This window comes from Endozoicomonas sp. ALC020 (assembly GCF_049275935.1).
Taxonomy (GTDB): Bacteria; Pseudomonadota; Gammaproteobacteria; order Pseudomonadales; family Endozoicomonadaceae; genus Endozoicomonas_A.
Window position 1 is genome coordinate 3,681,057 of the sequence record NZ_CP184830.1, and the last position, 18,458, is coordinate 3,699,514.

Annotated in this window: 21 protein-coding genes; 11 read left to right on the top strand and 10 right to left on the bottom strand. The window is 50.1% G+C overall.

Translation table 11 applies throughout. The annotated features are described in order from the left end of the window. Positions 1–28 precede the first annotated feature (28 nt). From ACOJUO_RS13510 to ACOJUO_RS13530, 5 genes are all read right to left on the bottom strand, one after another. Complete coding sequence (locus ACOJUO_RS13510; protein WP_422137221.1) at positions 29–1,189, bottom strand: efflux transporter outer membrane subunit; 1,161 nt, start codon at positions 1,187–1,189, stop codon at positions 29–31. Positions 1,190–1,255: 66 nt separating this feature from the next. Beyond that, positions 1,256–1,756, bottom strand: a complete 501-nt coding sequence (locus ACOJUO_RS13515; RefSeq protein ID WP_422132536.1) for a protein disulfide oxidoreductase — start codon at positions 1,754–1,756, stop codon at positions 1,256–1,258. 11 nt (positions 1,757–1,767) lie between these two features. Next, the gene (locus ACOJUO_RS13520; protein ID WP_422137222.1) at positions 1,768–2,334 is read right to left on the bottom strand and encodes a DUF4202 domain-containing protein; all 567 of its coding nucleotides are present in this window, start codon (positions 2,332–2,334) and stop codon (positions 1,768–1,770) included. 70 nt (positions 2,335–2,404) lie between these two features. After that, complete coding sequence (locus ACOJUO_RS13525) at positions 2,405–2,926, bottom strand: flavin reductase family protein (protein ID WP_422137223.1); 522 nt, start codon at positions 2,924–2,926, stop codon at positions 2,405–2,407. A 146-nt stretch (positions 2,927–3,072) separates the two neighbouring features. Next, positions 3,073–3,480: an SCP2 sterol-binding domain-containing protein gene (locus tag ACOJUO_RS13530; RefSeq protein ID WP_422137224.1), complete on the bottom strand. Its 408-nt coding sequence runs from the start codon at positions 3,478–3,480 to the stop codon at positions 3,073–3,075. A 225-nt stretch (positions 3,481–3,705) separates the two neighbouring features. On the opposite strand from ACOJUO_RS13530, the gene ACOJUO_RS13535 reads away from it, so the two are divergent. Beyond that, a complete protein-coding gene (locus ACOJUO_RS13535) occupies positions 3,706–4,602 on the top strand; it encodes a 1,4-dihydroxy-2-naphthoyl-CoA synthase (RefSeq protein ID WP_422137225.1) in 897 nt (298 codons plus the stop codon). 252 nt (positions 4,603–4,854) lie between these two features. Further along, positions 4,855–5,601 carry an enoyl-CoA hydratase-related protein gene (locus ACOJUO_RS13540; protein WP_422137226.1) on the top strand — a complete coding sequence of 249 codons (747 nt, stop codon included), beginning with the start codon at positions 4,855–4,857 and terminating at the stop codon, positions 5,599–5,601. A 17-nt stretch (positions 5,602–5,618) separates the two neighbouring features. Here the strand turns inward: ACOJUO_RS13540 and ACOJUO_RS13545 are convergent, their stop codons facing one another. From ACOJUO_RS13545 to tnpA, 4 genes are all read right to left on the bottom strand, one after another. After that, the gene (locus ACOJUO_RS13545) at positions 5,619–6,077 is read right to left on the bottom strand and encodes a YcgN family cysteine cluster protein (RefSeq protein ID WP_422137227.1); all 459 of its coding nucleotides are present in this window, start codon (positions 6,075–6,077) and stop codon (positions 5,619–5,621) included. Positions 6,078–6,167: 90 nt separating this feature from the next. Continuing rightward, complete coding sequence (locus tag ACOJUO_RS13550; RefSeq protein ID WP_422132543.1) at positions 6,168–7,658, bottom strand: SLC13 family permease; 1,491 nt, start codon at positions 7,656–7,658, stop codon at positions 6,168–6,170. A 77-nt stretch (positions 7,659–7,735) separates the two neighbouring features. Continuing rightward, the gene (locus ACOJUO_RS13555) at positions 7,736–10,948 is read right to left on the bottom strand and encodes a hypothetical protein (RefSeq protein WP_422137228.1); all 3,213 of its coding nucleotides are present in this window, start codon (positions 10,946–10,948) and stop codon (positions 7,736–7,738) included. A gap of 177 nt (positions 10,949–11,125) precedes the next feature. After that, positions 11,126–11,554 carry an IS200/IS605 family transposase gene (gene tnpA / locus ACOJUO_RS13560; protein WP_422137229.1) on the bottom strand — a complete coding sequence of 143 codons (429 nt, stop codon included), beginning with the start codon at positions 11,552–11,554 and terminating at the stop codon, positions 11,126–11,128. 68 nt (positions 11,555–11,622) lie between these two features. On the opposite strand from tnpA, the gene ACOJUO_RS13565 reads away from it, so the two are divergent. The 4 genes from ACOJUO_RS13565 (at position 11,623) to moaC (ending at position 14,521) form a co-directional block, all read left to right on the top strand. Beyond that, positions 11,623–12,795, top strand: coding sequence for an RNA-guided endonuclease TnpB family protein (locus ACOJUO_RS13565; RefSeq protein ID WP_422137230.1), 1,173 nt, complete (start codon positions 11,623–11,625; stop codon positions 12,793–12,795). Between the two features lie 120 nt (positions 12,796–12,915). Next, positions 12,916–13,500 (top strand): molybdenum cofactor guanylyltransferase, encoded by a 585-nt coding sequence (gene mobA, locus ACOJUO_RS13570; protein ID WP_422137231.1) that lies wholly within the window; start codon positions 12,916–12,918, stop codon positions 13,498–13,500. A gap of 23 nt (positions 13,501–13,523) precedes the next feature. Further along, positions 13,524–14,048: a molybdenum cofactor biosynthesis protein B gene (gene moaB / locus ACOJUO_RS13575; protein WP_422140069.1), complete on the top strand. Its 525-nt coding sequence runs from the start codon at positions 13,524–13,526 to the stop codon at positions 14,046–14,048. Then, a complete protein-coding gene (gene moaC, locus ACOJUO_RS13580) occupies positions 14,045–14,521 on the top strand; it encodes a cyclic pyranopterin monophosphate synthase MoaC (protein WP_422140070.1) in 477 nt (158 codons plus the stop codon). Before moaB ends, moaC begins: the two co-directional genes overlap by 4 nt. 43 nt (positions 14,522–14,564) lie before the next feature. On the opposite strand, the gene ACOJUO_RS13585 is transcribed toward moaC, so the two are convergent. After that, positions 14,565–15,128 carry an MYG1 family protein gene (locus ACOJUO_RS13585; RefSeq protein ID WP_422137232.1) on the bottom strand — a complete coding sequence of 188 codons (564 nt, stop codon included), beginning with the start codon at positions 15,126–15,128 and terminating at the stop codon, positions 14,565–14,567. Positions 15,129–15,208: 80 nt separating this feature from the next. Between ACOJUO_RS13585 and moaD the strand changes: the two genes are divergently transcribed. The 5 genes from moaD to modC are packed head-to-tail and all read left to right on the top strand — an operon-like array spanning position 15,209 to position 18,405. Further along, positions 15,209–15,454 carry a molybdopterin converting factor subunit 1 gene (moaD, locus tag ACOJUO_RS13590; RefSeq protein WP_422132547.1) on the top strand — a complete coding sequence of 82 codons (246 nt, stop codon included), beginning with the start codon at positions 15,209–15,211 and terminating at the stop codon, positions 15,452–15,454. 2 nt (positions 15,455–15,456) lie between these two features. Next, positions 15,457–15,912 carry a molybdopterin synthase catalytic subunit MoaE gene (moaE, locus tag ACOJUO_RS13595; RefSeq protein WP_422132548.1) on the top strand — a complete coding sequence of 152 codons (456 nt, stop codon included), beginning with the start codon at positions 15,457–15,459 and terminating at the stop codon, positions 15,910–15,912. After that, positions 15,909–16,658, top strand: a complete 750-nt coding sequence (gene modA / locus ACOJUO_RS13600; RefSeq protein WP_422137233.1) for a molybdate ABC transporter substrate-binding protein — start codon at positions 15,909–15,911, stop codon at positions 16,656–16,658. The genes moaE and modA overlap by 4 nt, the downstream gene beginning before the upstream one ends. Then, the gene (gene modB, locus ACOJUO_RS13605) at positions 16,658–17,332 is read left to right on the top strand and encodes a molybdate ABC transporter permease subunit (protein WP_422137234.1); all 675 of its coding nucleotides are present in this window, start codon (positions 16,658–16,660) and stop codon (positions 17,330–17,332) included. The genes modA and modB overlap by 1 nt, the downstream gene beginning before the upstream one ends. Further along, the gene (gene modC / locus ACOJUO_RS13610; protein WP_422132551.1) at positions 17,332–18,405 is read left to right on the top strand and encodes a molybdenum ABC transporter ATP-binding protein; all 1,074 of its coding nucleotides are present in this window, start codon (positions 17,332–17,334) and stop codon (positions 18,403–18,405) included. The genes modB and modC overlap by 1 nt, the downstream gene beginning before the upstream one ends. Positions 18,406–18,458: the final 53 nt, after the last annotated feature.

Sequence of the window (18,458 nt, forward strand, 5' to 3'; positions counted from 1 at the left end):
CCACCGCAGTAGGGCAGTCTATTCTCGGTCAGGCTCCTAGGTGTTGGTGCACGGACTGTTCGTGAGTCAGTGTGGTTTCTACTTCCGTAAAGGCTTCGAGAACTGCTTGAGAGTATGTGTTCAGAGATTCGCTTAAAGCAGCTTGTCGACGATCGACTTCAGCTTTACGCATCCCGCCGTCAAAGAGTGGGCCTATCAGTCCGGCCGCCAGATTGGCTGCCCAATCATTCATCAGAGAAGAGAAGTTTGAGCTGGTGGATAACACTGAGGCCGTGAGATTGATCTGAGGTAGCCGGTTGGCTTCGGCCATTATTAATTGCTGGTTTTGACGCTCGACATTAAACCAGGCCTGTTTCAGATCCGGGCGACGACTCAGTAGGTCAGCTGGCAAGCCGGTAGCAGGAAGAGGTTTCAGCTCCGGGGTTTCCGGAATATCGATTGAGGGCAGAGTGCTTGTCCCAATCAGAAGCGCCAACTGTCGGGAAGTCAGTTGCTTCTGATGCCCGGCAGCGAGTTTTTTAGCCTTAAGATTTTCCAGAAGCTGTTGCTGTTGCAGCAGGTCTTCTGCCTGTGTCTGACCGTATCGGAATCGCAGTTCAATCACTGACAGCTGACGGGTCAGATTTTCAATCTGCTGGTGATAGAGTTTGATCAGAGTTTGCTGGGTGACCAATTCATACCAGTGACGGGCTACTTCAGACGACAATGTTATTGTTGCAATGGCCAGTGCTTCTCGGCTGGCGAGAAAATCGAATTCTGCAGAGGCTTCATTGGCTGTCAGGCGTGACCAGAGATCAATTTCATAACTGGCCATCAATCCGATCTGAAATTGCTCCATATTATTGGAAGACTGACGGGTTCGGCTGCCTGCGAAGGTCGCATCAACATTGGGAAGTGATGCTGCTCCAGATTGTCTGGCAGCGGCTTCAGCCTGACGAAGCCTGTCCGTTGCCGCTTTCAGACTGAAATTATCGGTCAGTGCTTTTTCAATAAGAGTATTGAGCTGGGGGTCATTGAAGCTTTGCCACCAGAGGCTGTACCTGGCTTCATTGCCGGATTGAGAAAAGGCCGCTGGCAGAGAAACTTCTGGTGACGATAAGTTGTTCTGCGTGGTACAACCCGACATCAGGAGGAGCAAGGTTCCTATTGTCAGGTATCGTAGGTATTTCATGGCTGAGAAACGAGTCATTCTAAACAGCCATTATCCTGAAACCGTGATTTTGGATCAAAGGTAATTACCAAATGCTTAGATAAGCTATTGATTTATCCACAGCCTTGCCAGCATTCCTGCCTTGCTGGTGTAGCCTGTTGTAATGGTTTTGATTTCACCGTTTCTGATGATGAAAATAGACGGCGTCACGCTGACATTCCAGGCTCTGCTGACAGAGCCCTGCGGATCATTAATGACGGAAAAGTGCAAATCTTTAGCATTAAGGTATCGCGCTACTCTCTCATTGTTGCCCGAGGCCAGGGCCACGCTAACGACCTGATACTCTTCTGACAAATCACTCACCGCAGGGCTGACCCAGTGACAGACCCGGCACCAGCTGGCCCAGAAATAAAGCAGGACGGGCTTTTCCTCAGACAGTGTGTAAAGGTCGACTGCTTCTCCGTTTATGGGGATTGCACGCAGCTCTGGAGCCTTGCCTGAAGGCATATCTTTTTGTAGATAGACGTTGTATGCCGTCATGACTGCAACACCGATTAGCAGCGTGAAGAAGGCTTCCCGAATAAACTTGCCAAGACGTATGCTCATTGAAATCCTTTCTAAGTCAGAGCTTTCTGAATCAGGCTCACTGCTTCAGCAGGCAGATCCAGTGCAAGGGCTTCCCGGTGAGCCTGTTCTGACATTTTGGCCCAGGTCTTCTGGACAATTCGAATAACTTTATCTTCCGGGTGCTTCCCGGCAAAGTTCAGAAAGTCGGTTTCAATAAATACCAGACAGGCGCAGTCTTCAAGGGTCTGTGCTTCGGCATTGCGTTTGATACCAAGTTTGCGAATGATACTTTCGGTCTGCTTGCAACTCTCTTCACTGTAACCATTCTCCTGCATGACCGCTATTGCTTTTCGGGCGTGCAGCTTGCCCAGTTCGGTTCGCCATTTAAGGTATCCGGGGCGATCCATCGGGAATTCTGAGCGCGGAATTTCCCAACGGCAGAGATGCTGGCTGCGAACAGCAATCTGCAATTCTTCAGAAGCATCCGGGCTTAACTTATGGAGCCATGCAGACATATTCTCTGCATAGATCAGTTCTTTGGCTTTACCTTCGAAGGTTTCAGGGTCTTGTTCATGCAGCTTGTCAATCGCTGCGAGAGTATGTTGAATACGGCTCATGGACTTTTATGTTTTTGTGGGTGGATTTCTATCAGGATAGATGGCGTTGCTATCGTGAGAATTCTCATATTCAGGCAGCTCTTTCTGCTTCAGACAGATCGGTCAGAGTGCTGTATTGTTGCCGGGCATAAACCAGTGGCAATGAGCCCCGGTTCAGGCGAACTTCGCGAACATGGCCAATACAAATATGATGGGTACCGGACTTATTGATTTCCTGCAGTTCACAGACGACGCTGGCCAAAGCTTCATCCAGCATGGGTGCTCCGTATTGAGACGTTGTCCAGTCTCCTGCTTCCAGGAATCGCTGCTCGCCTCTGGCACCTGAACTGCCGGCAAATACATCAGATACATTTTGCTGGTCTGCGCTCAGAACATTGATACAGAAATAACCGCTGGCTCTGATTTCTGCCAGTGTCTGTACGTCTTCATGGATACAAGCCAGCATGGAAGCCGGTTCCATGGATAAAGAGCATACGGCTGTGGCCGTAAGACCGTTTCTTGATCCGTCATGTTGTGAAGTAATGACGTTGACGGAGGCTGCCAGTTCCTGCATGGCCTGTTTAAAGTCCGAAACCAGAGACTGATCACTCATAAACTGCACTCACGATTGCTAGGGAATTGAAAATAGCTACTTATGCGAAATTGTGTACTATGATACCAATCAAACAGAAGTGCCGATAGAGAGGGAGAGACCTGCTGATTTCCAACAGGTCGAGAGGCCATTAACTCCGGAGAAGGTCATTCGTTGCGAAAAAAGTCGTTGAGCCTGGTAGCCAGCATCATATTGCCTTCAGTGCGAACCTTGCCAGCCATGAAGGCCTGCATGCCATCCAGTTTACCGGTCATGATACCGACAAAAGATTCAGTGTCTGTGATTAAGGTGACACTGGGGTCATTACTGGCGCCCTTGACCACACGACAAGTGCCGTCATTGATGGTAATGTGATAGCTATCCCCGTCCGTAATATCAAACTGAAAAATCAGTTTTTGCCCTACTGCGGCAATGGCATCAAAACGGTTGGGCATTTCATCAAAGATTTCTTGCACCGTGGCCATTGTTATAACTCCATGAGTATTTTTTCTGTTATATCCTGAGGCTCTTAAGTGGGTCAGGCTTTTATGTATTGTGAAATATTCGCAGATCATATCCGATTTTTATGAAAAACTCTCCTGGATATTGCCTTATTGACAGACACCAACCCATGGTAAAGGTTTTTCATAACTTTTAGACAGGGCTATGCTTCAGTCAATCCGCAAGGCTTCTGAATCACGGCTTTTTTATGGATTATTTAATGGCACTGCCTGGCTGTTATACGACAATTGTTCGCTAAAATCTTTTGTCGCTACGGTCTGTGTGTCTCGGGAGGTCCTATGGTTTCTGAAATTTTTAATCCGGAACATTGGCAGGAAGTGGATGGCTTTGAATTTGAAGACATTACTTATCACAGAGCCAGACATCAGGGAACCGTGAGAATTGCTTTTAACCGGCCCGAGTGTCGAAATGCTTTTCGACCCCGGACAGTGGATGAAATGTTCCGGGCGCTCGAACATGCGAGAACCTCCAGCAATATAGGCGTTGTGATTCTGACGGGCAACGGTCCATCCCCGAAAGATGGAGGTTGGGCTTTCTGCTCCGGAGGCGACCAGCGTATGCGTGGCAAAGACGGCTACAAGTATGAGGGAATACCTCAGGATGCGCAGGATCATGCCCGTCTGGGGCGTTTGCACATTCTTGAAGTGCAGCGACTGATCCGGTTTATGCCCAAGGTGGTGATGGCGGTAGTGCCCGGGTGGGCCGCAGGAGGTGGACACAGCCTGCATGTTGTCTGCGACCTGACACTGGCTTCGGAAGAACACGCCATTTTCAAACAGACTGATCTGGATGTAGCCAGCTTTGATTCGGGGTATGGCTCAGCCTATCTGGCCAAAATGGTCGGACAAAAACGGGCCCGCGAAATCTTTTTCCTGGGATTGGATTACTCCGCTCAGGAGGCCTTTGAAATGGGCATGGTCAATAAAGTAGTGCCTCACGCAACGCTGGAAGAAGTGGCTCTGCAATGGGCAGGCATGATCGGCGAGAAATCACCAACAGCTGTTCGCATGATGAAATTTGGCTTAAACATGACTGATGATGGTATGGTTGGCCAGCAGCTGTTTGCCGGCGAAGCAACCCGGCTGGCCTATGGCACGGAAGAAGCCAGGGAAGGACGTGATGCTTTTCTGGAAAAGAGATCCAGGGACTTTTCTCGTTTTCCTTACCATTATTAAGGATGGGTCGAGGCGTTGGTCTATAGTTTCTCTGGCTCCCATGCTTTTAACTCTCTGGACCCAAGCGTGGGAACCCATACCTTACCACAGATTTTAGAGCCCGGATTTTCAGGGGGTATACATTCCCTTGCGGAGCTTGGGAAAGAATAATTGGGTCGAGATACGGGTCTCAATTTACCGAGACTGGCTGCGGTTAGTGTTCAAATTAGTGAACTCAGGAAAATAAGAAAACAACTCTCAAAGGTGATGAATTTGTCTGAAAATAATGTAGTGCTTGAGCAAAATGGTTCGGTCTTGATTGTGACCATGAACAGGCCGGAAAAAAAGAATGCCCTGACCAGTGCTATGTATGCCGATATGGCCAAAGCACTGGCCGATGCAGATAAGAATGATGCTGTTCGTGTTGTTCTGATTCAGGGATACACCGATGCCTTTACGGCAGGCAATGATCTGGGTGACTTTCTGAAACAGGGTCTGGGTCTCGACTCCCCTGTAATGACGTTCCTTCGTCAACTGGTTGCTTTGGAAAAGCCATTGGTGGCAGCGGTCAGCGGTGTCGCTGTCGGTGTTGGTGTTACGATGCTGTTGCACAGCGACCTGGTTTATATTGCTAAAAACGCCAAGCTGAGATTACCGTTTGTCAACCTGGCCCTGGTCCCGGAGGCGGCTTCCAGCCTTCTGCTGCCTCAGGTGATGGGTCATCAGCGTGCCGCAGAACTGCTTATGCTGGGGGACTTTTTTGATGCAGAAACGGCCCGGGATTACGGTATAGCCAACGAAGCGGTTGATACTGATCATATCTTTGAACATGCCCTGGCCAGGGCTGAAGAGTTGGCCGCCAAGCCAAAAGAAGCACTGAGATACACCAAAAAACTGCTTAAACAGTCCTACCGCAGTGATGTCGAGAAAAGACTGACCGATGAAGGCGCTCTTTTTGCTGAACGACTTCAGTCGGACGAGGCTCGCGAGATTATGGGTGCCTTTATGGGGAAAGCCTGATAGTCAGGAGTTATCTGTCATCCGGTGCGAATAATGTAATCAAACCAATCCGAAGGGTCTGGCACGTCTTCTTCGGATGCGACAGGTTTTCCTTTTACTGAAAAACCAGCCTTGTGAACTGAGTCCGGATCACCCGTAATCAAAGGGTGCCATTCAGGTAGATCATAGCCCTCATGCAATAACCGATATGCACAGCTGTCGGGCAGCCATGGGAGATGTTCCTGCATGGTTCCGGGGGTGAGCATAATACAGTCGGGCACAAACTTGCGGCGATGTTTGTAGTTTTGACATCGACCCGTTGTGGGATCCAGTAATTTACAGGAAACCGCGACGGCATGAATCTCGCCGGTGTTGTCATCAATGAGTTTGTTCAGACAACAGCGCCCGCAGCCGTCACAAAGAGACTCCCATTCATTACGGGTCATGGCTTTCAGGCTTTTGGTGCGCCAGAAAGGTTCTTGGGCTGGTGAAGACATAGGCTGGAAATCGGCTGGTATGAGAGTGTGAAACTTACCGCAAATCTTCGACTTAAGATATAGGTGGCTTCACACTCTATCCTGTTTTGGTTAATGGGTCGGAGACAAGAGTCCGGTCCACTGCCACCAGGTCATTGAGAAGAGTACAAAGGTCAACAGACTGGCCAGAGTCAGCAGCAAACCGATCCGGGCAAATGTTTTTGCCTGGAAGGTGCCTGTTGAATAGGCCACCATGTTCTGGGGTGAGTTCACCGGCAGAATCATACCAAAGCTCACGGCAAACAGTTGTATGAGCACCAGCCCCATGGCGTTATGTATCATGCTGTCTGGCAGGGTGTCGGCAAAAGCCAGGAATACCGGCAGTAATGCTACGGTCAGGCTCATTGCCGAAGCAAAGCCCAAATGCATGACCACAGTAAACAATGTCATGACGAACACCAGCAGGGCCAACGACATGGTGTGAATTTCCATGGATGAAAAACAGCGTTCTGCCAGCCAGGCAGCAGCGCCTGTACTCACAAGTTGCTGACCGAGACTGATGCTGACGCCAAACATGACGATGACGCCCCAGGGAATGCGCTTCTCAATATCTTTCCAGCTCTCAAAGACCCCAATTCCGGGCAGCAGCAGACAAACGGACATCAATAACATGGTGGCTGGAACAGTAATGTGGTGAAACGTGCCCTCGGTCACCCAGAGGCTGATCAGGAGAACGGTAAAAAGTGCCAGCTTTTTCTGTTGGGAGGTCCAGGGGTCGGAAGAGGTGTCCAGGCATTGGCCGATGTCGTCTTTCAAAGCGTGCCCCTTGACCTCCATTTTCAAAATAAAATACAGGATTACCGTCATCAGGGCCGACCAGGGACCGGCATGGATCAACCATTGAATCCAGGTCATGGTGAAGCCCGTGTGTTCATGCATCAACTCAAGGCCCGCCACATTATGGCCGGTGGCTGTCATGACACCAACGTTCCATATTGTGCTGACCTGGGCGGCCCCCATAATCAATACCGCTGCCAGACGGCTTTTGGGGTCAAGACCCAGTGTCGCGATCACCCCTGCCAGAATAGGAACCTGAACGGCCGTACGCCCAGTGGGTGAAGGAATCATAAACGAAAACACCACGCCGACCAGAAGGCAGCCGGCAATAATAGCGCCGGGGCTGGGGCGAATGCGTGACAGAATGGTCAGGGCGATACGTTTGTCCAGCTCTGTGGACTGCATTGCGGCAGCCATGATCAGTGCACCGGCTATAACAATGATGCTGGGCGATGAAAAGCCTTTCATCGCCAGTCCCAGTGCTTTACTGGTACCCAGGACTGCACCGGTTTCACTGCTGGGGACAATGCCTGTCAGGAGGGTAACCAGTGCAGCAATAAGCAGGGCACTGATAGGGTAAGCCAAAGCTTCTGTTACCCAGAGAATGACCGCCAAAACCAGAATGCCCAGCATAATCTGGCCATAAGCGGTCAAACCTTCAAGAGGCAAAGAGATCACCAGAAGGAGTGCACAGAACGACAGGGGAACAGCCAGTCTTGCAGTCCATTGTTTCAATGCTGTAGTGTTTTCCAGATGGCTGGACATGATACAACCTCATTCAATTATTAGTGTTCGTAGGAGAGGAACCTTAAAGTCTAATAAAGGATGAAGTTCTTGCAGGATTAATCGTCTTCAAAAACGAATTTTTGCAGTAATAAGTACTTTTGTGCCATATCTTCTGCGTCTTCCAGCAGGTTTTCAGCGTCCTTAAGATGACCCTCCGGGCTGTAGTGCTCCGACAGCTTTTCAGTCAACGCCTGACACTGGAAGATATGTTCTCTGGCCGAGGTCTGGTTAGCTTCGGGAGACATTGGGTTTTTGACGGCTGCAGGGCCAATGGCCGTTATGGTGAGCATGCTGTTATCAGCCTCAAGGGTCTCAACGGCGGGATCAAGAGCTGTCTTTTTCGGTGCAAAAGTAGACAGGGAATCCAGTCTCAGGTGTTCCGGTTGGATGCCCCGTTCAGGCAATTCTGTATGCACCACCACCGTTTCAAACCAGGCCGCCATAATCTGCTGACGAATGGCTGCTGCCTCTTGGGTAGTTGCGTCATGGTGTTGCAGGTAAGCATCGGCAATTTCAAGAAACTGGCACAGTTGGGCAGGTAGCTCCATGTCAATCTGGATGACGTGCCGGTTTTCAGTGTGAAAGATTTTCAACGGTACCGGTTCATTCTTAAGTGAGAGGCAGAGCTTTTCCAATTCGCCAGTGATTGTATATTGGCTGTTGTTGTCGAAATCTTCCTTCCTTTCGATCAGGTTGAGCTGGATTCTGTTGAGCATGTTCTCTCTGATACCAGGAAGGACAGGCGCCATATGACCCAGTCTCTCCTGCATGTTTTTGGCCAAAGACTGGCTGAATGACGAGTCGGTAACCGTCGTGTAGAAAGGGCTCCTTAGCGCAGGTTCATTGAGAGCGGAAGCCAGGGGCAATGAAAATGCACACCGACAGGCTAAACGCTTTGGCGGCCTGGCTTGCCCGTCAGTCTCGGCCTTATGGGCTTTATCATCGACGGTTTTTGTTGCCAGATATTCGGCGCTGGGCGCGTCAGGCTCTGCCCGGGCATTGATCAGGAGGTCCACAGGGACTTTGTTCCTGTGGCTGCCCTGTTCGCTCTGATGTTCCAGATGAACAAGATGTTTTGTATTTTGCTGATCAGGCGCTTCAATATCGACGACCCGGGCATTGGCGACCATTTTAAGGGGCGACGCATCAGGCCCGGCCATCTCAAGGACCTGGTTCCAGAGAGCCTGATGCAGGGTGCCCGCTGAAATTTCTCCAAAACCGTCCGGGTGCAGCAGACCTGAGCTGCTGTCAGTGTTTTGTGGAGAATGGTGTTCAGGGTCTGGCAGGCTTGTAAACAGCAGGTCAAACTGTGCACCGAGATGAAAGCGTAATGCTTCCATCCATTGCGGGTCGAGCCGGACTGTCTCGTTGGCAGCAAAGACGGGTTCCGGGTTCAATAACAGGGTAACATTGGCGCCAGCTTCAACCTGTGTCAACGCCGCCAGCAGTCCATGGATGCCGGAACCATCAATGATAACTTGTGGGTGGTATTCCGCCTGCTGATGTTTATCCAGAATCCAGCCAGTAAGAGTGGCATTAATGGCCGGGCTGTCCAGACTGGCAAGATCATAAAGTTTCGACAACGTTTGCCTGGAATAGCTGTCTGGCCAGTTACGTCCGTCCAGCAGCAGGGAGTCTCCCCACTTTTTTCCCAGCCGCTGCGCTATTTCCAGTTTCTGCTTTTTGGCTGCGATAATGGCCTGTAATTCTTCCCCGGTGAGTGTTATTTCATCTTCGATTTTCTGTCTGATTGCAGCAGGATCAACCTCTTCCAGCTGGTCAACCAACTGTGCAAAGGACTCATGCTCGGTGCTGTAGGTTAATAATTCGTTCTCTAACTGTGCCCTGACATCCACCAGCTTTGCCCTGGCTTCCAGGGGGTGGTCACTTTCATCGGGATCTTCGATTTCAAAGCCCAGCTCTTCCATTAATTCGTCGGTATCTTTAACCTGCTCGAGAAACTCCAGCTGAAATGCATCGATTCTTTTAGCCGGATCGCCGTTGGGGTAGGGCAGTTTTCGAAAACCGAGTTGATTGATATCCCTGACCAGGTGTTGGGTAAGGCTGAAACGCATGGGGCTGCTGATTTGACTGATTCCATCTGTGCATTCAGTGAACGCTTCGGGCGACAAGTCGGCTTTCAGCATGCGAACCGCCTGCCACATTTGTTCGGTTTGCCGTTTTCTGTATTGATTAGACAGACCGGCAGCGGCAAAGCTTTGCTCCAGCTGCGCTTTTAATTCATCCGAGTCGTCGGATGTGTGTTCTTCGAGAAACACACAGGTGTAGTACAACCAAAGAAACTGATCTGCGTCGGCAAGATTGATTGCAGGCAGCTTTGTCTCCAGCTCTTTTCGAGCCTCTTCGAGCATAAGCCGGGGCACTTTCGGAAAAATCACCGGGCGTTCAAGCGAATCCATTGGGACCAGAGTGATAGGTCTTGATAGTGGAGAAACCGGGGCCTCAGGCGGGTCTTCCGGCACTTCCACCGGTGTCGGTATGTAGGGGATGCCGCCGTTGATGGGTGGAGAGTCTGTGGTTTCTGACGGCTGCTGAAGCACAGGCGTTGCTTCGAAGTCTATCGGTGTTGATTCACCCGGCTGTTGGGCCTCTTCAGCGGGTGGAGTAACAGTAATGGTCGGTGGCGTAAAGGGAATAGCAGGGATTTCCGGAGGTGTCCTTTTTTTAACCTCTCTGGCAGGGCCACTGCTTTTCATGGCATCGGGAAACCGGTGCCTCTTCGGGTTGCCGGACACCTCTCTGATCCGTCCTTTGAAGTTCATGGCATCCTGCAGTTTGACTTTTCTTTTTGGCAGAGGTTTGCTGGTAACGGGTTCTTTTTTTCGGTCAGGGCGTAACATCAGTGCTTCGTTTTCTTCTATTACTTTGGCTTCCCTTTCCGAAAAAAAGACGTATCGACCGGCTTTGGCGCCTTCAAAGACCTGTTTTCGCAGAGATAAGCTAGTCTCAGGCTTGCGAATAACGTCGATGATCATTTCCCTGAGCGTTCTTTCAGCCTCTGCGTTTCTCCGGTGTAACAGTTTCCAGGAGCCTTGCTTCAGAAACTCTTTTGGGGAGGTCTCTACAACTGGCCGACCATCCCTGCCCATAGCGACACGGCAGGCCCGCCCTTCCTGAGTAGCCTGGTCGATGAGCCCCAGATGATGGCTTATGTGTTCTTCTATGCTGGGCATGTCAGTCTCTGATGCTTCCCTGATTGACCGGGAAAGTCTTTTTTCGCTCCCGGGAGTCTGCAGGATGGAATCCATCAATTTAATTAGCGGCACGGAATCGGTTCGGTAAAGAGCAGATTTAAACGACCAGTCATTTTTGGTTACCGGTTTGGGCTATGCAACTTTTTAGCAAAATCGTCGTAAACCCTCGCCCAATCGGGCGGGGATATAAGACGGGAACGCAGAGCGTTCCGCCTGCAAGCTGGTACGCAGTCAATCGGGTGTGCTCTGGCTGTTAACGTATTCCTTCAAAGTCTCTATAGTTGCACCTCCGGCACTACAGGCAAAGTAAGACCTTGACCACAATCGACCCGATTTACTCTGGGTTGTCAGATGGGTATTAAGGATTCTGAGTCGTCTGGATGATGTGGCTTTCAGATTGTTTACCATGACACTGATTGCCAACTTCGGTGGGTAGGCAATGAGCAGATGCACATGATCTTGCTCACCGTCCACTTCCAGTAAATCGCATTCTAGCTTTTCGCAGGAGCTTTCAAACGCTTCCTTCAATTGTTGAATCATGTAGCCGTCGAACAACTTGCGTCTGTACTTTGTTGTAAACACTAGATGGGCTACCAGCTTTGTCACGCTGTGACGCCTGCGAAGATAGTCATGCAGCAAATCTTTATTGTGCGCACTCACTTGAAATAACCTGCAACAAGTATATTATTTCAGGCATTGTAATAATGAGCACTTACTTGTAAAGAGTTATGTTGAAAGCCACTAAAGTACGCATCTACCCAACACCAGAGCAGGCGGATTTTTTAAACCGTCAATTTGGTGCTGTGCGTAAGGTTTGGAATAAAGCTCTGGCCGTCAAGAACCATTACTACAAGGTGCGAGAGCAGAACCTTGCCCCGAAAAAAGACTTGAAACCCTTGTTGGTAATTGCCAAGAAAAGCCGAAAATACTCATGGTTGAAAGAAGCTGATTCGATTGCCTTGCAGCAGTCCATTATCAATCTGGACAAGGCATTTCAGAACTTCTTTAATCCGAAGCTGCAAGCTCGTTTTCCTCGTTTCAAGTCAAAGCATGGTAAGCAAAGCAGCTACCATTGCACTTCTGTTGCCGCAGGTGATGACTGGATCAAAGTACCCAAGTGTGAGCCAATTAAAGCAAGGATACACCGGGAAATTACCGGACAAATCAAGTCGATTACCCTGAGCAAAACACCGACAGGTAAGTTCTACGCTTCTGTACTGGCTGAAGATGGTGCGTCTGAAGCGAAGCCAATAGCCGATCTGCAAAGTTCTTGCATAGTCGGTGTGGATGTTGGGTTAACTGACATTGCCATTATCAGTACCGACCATAAGACTGACAATCCCCGCTTTCTGAAGAAAGCACAACGCAACCTGAAGCGAAAACAGAAAAAACTATCACGATGCAAGAAAGGCTCTAAAGGCAGAGCCAAAGCCAGACTCCTTGTAGCAAAGGCGCATGAGCGTGTCGCCTTTGCCCGTAACGACTTCCAGCACAAACTGTCCAGACAACTCATTGACGATAACCAAGCGGTGGTTGTGGAGACGCTGAAGGTCAAGAACATGCTCAAGAACCATTGCCTTGCCCGATCCATTGCTGATGCAGGTTGGCACTCCCTTGTGACTAAGCTCGACTACAAAGCAAAACAGGCCGGTAAATATCTGGTGAAAATTGACCAGTGGTTTGCCTCATCAAAAACCTGTTCCTGCTGCGGTCGCAAGCGAGAGGAAATGCCTCTCAAAACTCGCTCATGGACGTGTGAATGCGGTGCTGTCCATGATCGAGATATTAACGCCGCTATCAACATAAAACATCAAGGCATTTTGAAGTTAAAGGCGGAAGGTTTGTCCGTCTCTGCTGATGGAGGCGAGCGTAAATCCGGCACATTGCCGGTTGCTGCCTGAGAAGTCAGAAGCCTCGCCCGACAGGGCGGGGAGCATTCACCCTTAACCTCTACAGGACAGACTGGTAGAATCCTCAACCCGTTCATCTGGCAAAACGTTTTATAGTCAGGGTGCCTGAATATGACCCAAACTATCGGACTGGTGCTGGCGGGTGGCCAGTCTTCCCGGATGGGGCAGGACAAGGCTCGTCTGCTCTGGCAGAACATTCCCCTGTTTCAACATATGCAAAATCTGCTGTATGAGTCGGGTATCGATAAAGTACTGCTCAGTGGTGACCAGTTTGGCAGCAGGGCGCTGGTGGATAAAATACCTGGCCGGGGACCTCTTGGCGGTGTTCATGCGGCCATTGACACTCTACCCGATGGTGTGAACCTTTTAGTGGTACCAGTGGATATGCCTCTATTGCCACCGGAAGCCTGCTGGAAGCTTGTATTATCTGCAGCTGAGCTGGGCAGGGCGGTTATCTTTGAAACCTTTTCCCTGCCACTTATCCTGCCTGTCGACAGCCAGCTACGAAGTGCCGTCAATAGTGCGCTGAGCAGTCAGGATCACCAAGACTATTCACTTGGACGGCTGTTTGATCGTCTGCAGGGTGTGGCTGTCCCGCTTCCTGCCCCAATGGCAGCGCATTTCCAGAACACCAACACCCCCGATGAGTGGCATCGTGCCCTGAAAGCCATGAGCGGGGAAAAGCTTGAGAAATGATTAACGGTATTAACGGAGACATGATGGCTCATAAGCAAGCAACTGAATTAGTACCCCTGAATATTGCGGTTCTGACTGTTTCTGATACCCGCACAGAGGAAACAGATACCTCCGGCCACCTGTTGGTGGATAATCTGACCGCCACCGGTCATAAACTGGCTGACAAAGCCATTGTCAAAGACGACATCTACAAGATTCGTGAAGTCGTATCCCGCTGGATCGCCTCGGATCATGTTCAGGTCGTTCTGGTGACCGGCGGCACAGGTTTTTCGGGCCGTGACAGTACACCGGAAGCCTTACTCCCCATTTTTGACAAGGAGGTAGACGGTTATGGCGAGCTGTTCCGGCAACTCTCCTATGAGCAGGTGGGTACCTCTACTATTCAGTCGAGAACCGTTGCCGGCTTGGCCAATGGCACCATCATTTTTGCGATGCCGGGTTCTAACAACGCTTGCAAGACTGCCTGGGAAGGTATTATCAGAGAGCAGTTGGACCGTCGTCATCGCCCCTGCAACTTTGTCGAGCAACTCAAAAAGGTTGAAGGCTGATGTCGCTCACCCATACCAACGACGAGGGCAAGGCCAGCATGGTGGACGTGGGTGACAAAAATGTCACCCGGCGTGAAGCCAGGGCAGAAGGTTTCGTGGTGATGAAGCCGGAAACGTTGGCACTGGTAGCCGACAATGGTCTCAAGAAAGGCGATGTTCTGGCGGTAGCACGCATTGCCGGTATTCAGGCTGCCAAACAGTGTGGCAACCTGATCCCTCTGTGTCATCCGTTAATGCTTAACTTCATTGGCGTAGAATTTGAACTTCAGCCAGAACAAAACCGCATACGTATTGAGACCTGCTGTCGCCTGAGCGGTAAAACCGGTGTTGAAATGGAAGCACTGGCAGCAGCTTCAGTGGCGGCTTTGACGATCTACGACATGTGCAAGGCGGTGGATAAGGATATGTGCATCGAAGGTGTGCGGGTGCTTGAGAAAAGCGGTGGCAAGGGCGGCCACTACAAAGCAGGGTAGATGGCTGTGGCAACATAGGAAGCTGCCACTGGTTTTGCGGGTTTTAGTTAATGGGTTGTCGTTGCCGGATTAATAATTCCAGTTGTTCAAAGCGTTCAGTGAACTTGGCATCCATCTGCTCCATGCGTTCGGCGAACTTTGAATCCATCTGGTCCATGCGTTCGGTGAATTTTGAGTCCATCTGGTCCATGCGTTTTGTGAATTTTGAGTCCATCTGGTCCATGCGCTTGGTGAATTTTGAGTCCATATGATCCATACGTTCATTGAGCTCAGTGTTCATTTGATTAATTGTTTTATCCGTTTGATCCATACGCTCGGTGAATCTGGCGTCCATCTCATCAAAGCGTTTGTCGGTTCTCATAAAGCCGGCATGAGTTGCAGCGGTTAAGGCATTGACATGTTCCTTAACCGACCCAACATCATTTTTAACATCAGCAATGTCGTTGATAACGTCTGCGACATCAAGCTTTAATCCGGTGATATCACTCTGATTGGTCAGGGCGATATTTTTGATTTCTGCACAGACCTTTGCGAGGCTATGCACGTCGGCGTCCAGGTTTTTATGTTGTATTTCCAGTATGTCGAGTCTGGCTTCGATGGGTGACATAGATACAGCCTTGTTTTAGTAGAACGTTATTGAGTAGAACTCTCAAAGTAGCAGACTTTTTCCAGAGGAGAGTAAATCCGGTGATTAAGGTTCTTTTTTTTGCCAGCTACCGGGAAAAGCTGGGTACAGACAGACTGGAGCTGGCAGAGATTCCAGAGAATCTTTCTGCACTCCGAAGTCTGCTCTCTGCAAAGGGGCAAGACTGGCAGGAAGTCGTCAATGACTCACGCACCCTGGTGGCTTTGAACCAGACCATGACCCGTAAGGATTTTGAAATAAAAGAAGGCGACGAAATTGCTTTCTTTCCCCCCGTCACCGGAGGGTGATCATGATCTCGATACAGAAAGACGACTTTGATCCGGGCTATGAACAGGATCAGCTCAGTGGCAACACCGGTACCGGGGCGCTGGTGACTTTCACCGGACTGGTGCGGGATGAAAACCTCGGGGATGATGTGGGAGGGCTGTACCTGGAACATTATCCGGGTATGACCGAGAAGGCGCTCCAGGAAATTATTGATGAAGCCGCAGAACGTTGGCCACTGCAAGCCATTAAAGTAATTCACCGGGTTGGACAGCTTCAGCCGGGCGACAGAATTGTTTTTGTCGGTGTGGCCAGTGCCCACCGCAAAGCAGCCTTTGAGATCTGTGAGTTTGTTATGGACTACCTGAAAACTCGTGCTCCTTTCTGGAAAAAGGAAACCACGCCAGAAGGTGATCGCTGGGTCGATGCCAGAGAGTCCGATGAACAGGCAGCCAAACGCTGGGGACAGGAATCCTTGTGAAGTATTGGCTGGGTATGCTGACACTGTTGTTGAGCATAGGCGCAACCGCCGCCAATCTTCGAGTGGCGGTATCGGCCAATTTTAAACCTGTGCTGGAACATCTGGCTGAACAGTTTATGCGTCAGACCGGCCACAGGGTCAGTATCTCTTCAGCGTCGACCGGCGTGCTCTATCACCAGATTATGCACGGTGCTCCTTTTGATCTTTTCTTCTCAGCCGATCAAGCCCGACCCCTGAAGCTGGAAAGCCATGGCAGGGTGCTGCCAGACAGTCGCAGAACATACGCCTATGGACGTCTGGTTCTGTGGCATCGAACAGAACATAAAAACCCCTCTTCGATTGAGCAGCTCAAAGACTGGCAGGGAAGACTGGCTATTGCCAACCCCGCAACCGCTCCCTACGGACTGGCGGCAAAACAATCTCTGGAAAAATTGGGGTTATGGCAGAGTTATCAGGGGCAGCTGGTTCAGGGCGCTAACATTCAGCAGACCTGGCAGTTTGTTGCCAGCGGTAATGTTGATATGGGACTGGTTGCCTTATCTCAGCTGACGGGTGAAGAGCTGAAGCAAATCACCTATGTGCCGGACAGGCTTTATGATCCCGTTCGTCAGGATATGGTGATACTGAAAAGGACAGTGCATAAAAAGATAGCTCAGGCGTTTTCGGCGTTTGTGTTGTCTGTCTCGTCCCAGAAATATATTGCTGAGCATGGCTATTTTCCAGCCATCAAGGATAGGGCGAAATAATGCTGACCACAGCCATCTTGCTGACTATTAAACTGGCTCTGACGACGACGCTGCTATTAATGCTGGTGGGTGTCCCTCTGGCCTGGAAACTGGCCAATATGAAAAGTCGTTTTCGGCCATTGATAGAAGCTTTTGTGGGTTTGCCACTGGTGCTTCCGCCGACGGTACTCGGTTTTTATCTGTTAATCGCCTTCTCGCCAGACAATATTCTGGGCCAGTGGTGGGTTGATCTAACCGGTTCTACCCTCGCATTCAGTTTTTCAGGGCTGGTGGTTGCTTCTGTACTGTATTCGTTGCCATTTGTCGTACAACCTCTGCAAAGAGCGTTTGAGCAGCTGGATTATGGTCTGCTTGAAGCCGCCTCAATGCTGGGTGCCAGTCGGCTTGACCGGTTTATGAATGTGGTTCTGCCTAATTCCCTCAGAGCATTATTACTGGCTGCCTGTATGGGGTTTGCTCATACTGTGGGCGAGTTTGGAGTGGTGCTCATGATCGGCGGCAATATTCCCGGCGAAACCCAGGTATTGTCCATTGCCTTATACGATGCGGTGGAAACCCAACAGCTGGATCAGGCGCATGCTATGGCAGCGGGTTTGTTAACCTTTGCTCTTGTGATGCTGGTAGCCCTCTATAGCATTGACAAGCGACAGGTGTCTGGAGTGAGTAATCATTGATGTTGAAACTGGATATTCAACTGCCCCGGGATCGATTTGATCTTTCCATCAATAGCTCCCTGAAGCTCAATGCTGTCTGGGGCATCATGGGTGCTTCGGGCTGTGGCAAAACCTCGCTGCTCAGAGCCATTGCCGGTCTGGAAAAACAGGTGCTGGGTCGGATTCAGTTTAATGAACAGGTCTGGATGGACAGCGAACAGGGTATTTTTGTACCCCCGGAACAACGTGGGATAGGTTACATCTTTCAGGAAGCCCGTTTATTTCCACATTTGAGCGTTCTGGGTAACCTGCAGTTTTCCATGAAGCGCTCAAACACTGATCGACAGGGATTAACCTTTGCAGAAGTCGTCGAGCAATCAGGCATTGGTCACTTGTTAAGTCGCGGCGTTGAAACCTTGTCCGGCGGAGAAAAACAACGTGTAGCCATTGCCCGTACTTTGTTGAATGCGCCACAGGTGCTGTTAATGGACGAGCCTCTGGCCTCTCTGGATTGGGATTCCAAGGCAACGATATTGCCCTGCTTAAGAAGTATTCACCGGGATTTTAATATCCCCATCATCATGGTTAGTCATTCAAGAGAAGAGGTGGCTCGCCTGACAGACAAGGTGTTATTACTGCACCGGGGCACTGTGACCGGCAAAGATCAGAGTCAGACTCTGTTAAACAGCGCATTAGCCGTAGATGATCAGCATGAGCCGCTGTTATCCATGCTGGAAGCAGAAGTGGTTGATCATGATAAAGACTATGGGCTTACTGTTCTGAATGCGGAAGGCCATACGCTGCATGTTCACGAGTCAGGTTTGGCGTTAGGGGCCAGAGTGCGAATGATTGTCCCTGCCCATGAAGTAAGTATTGTCCTGGAAGATTTTCGCGACACCAGTGTTTTGAATCGTTTGCCGGTGGTGATTGATTCAATACAAACAAGAGACGACTGGCACCAGTTAATTACATTGTGTCTTGGGGAGCAGAGATTAATGGCCCTGGTGACACGAAAGTCGGTGGATCGGTTGGTGCTGAAAATTGGCATGAAGGTGTTTGCTCATTTTAAGGCTTCGGGGTTGGAGGTGGTTTGAGGTTAAGACGCACTGAATTCAGAATGAATGACTATAATAGCTACTTTGGCAGG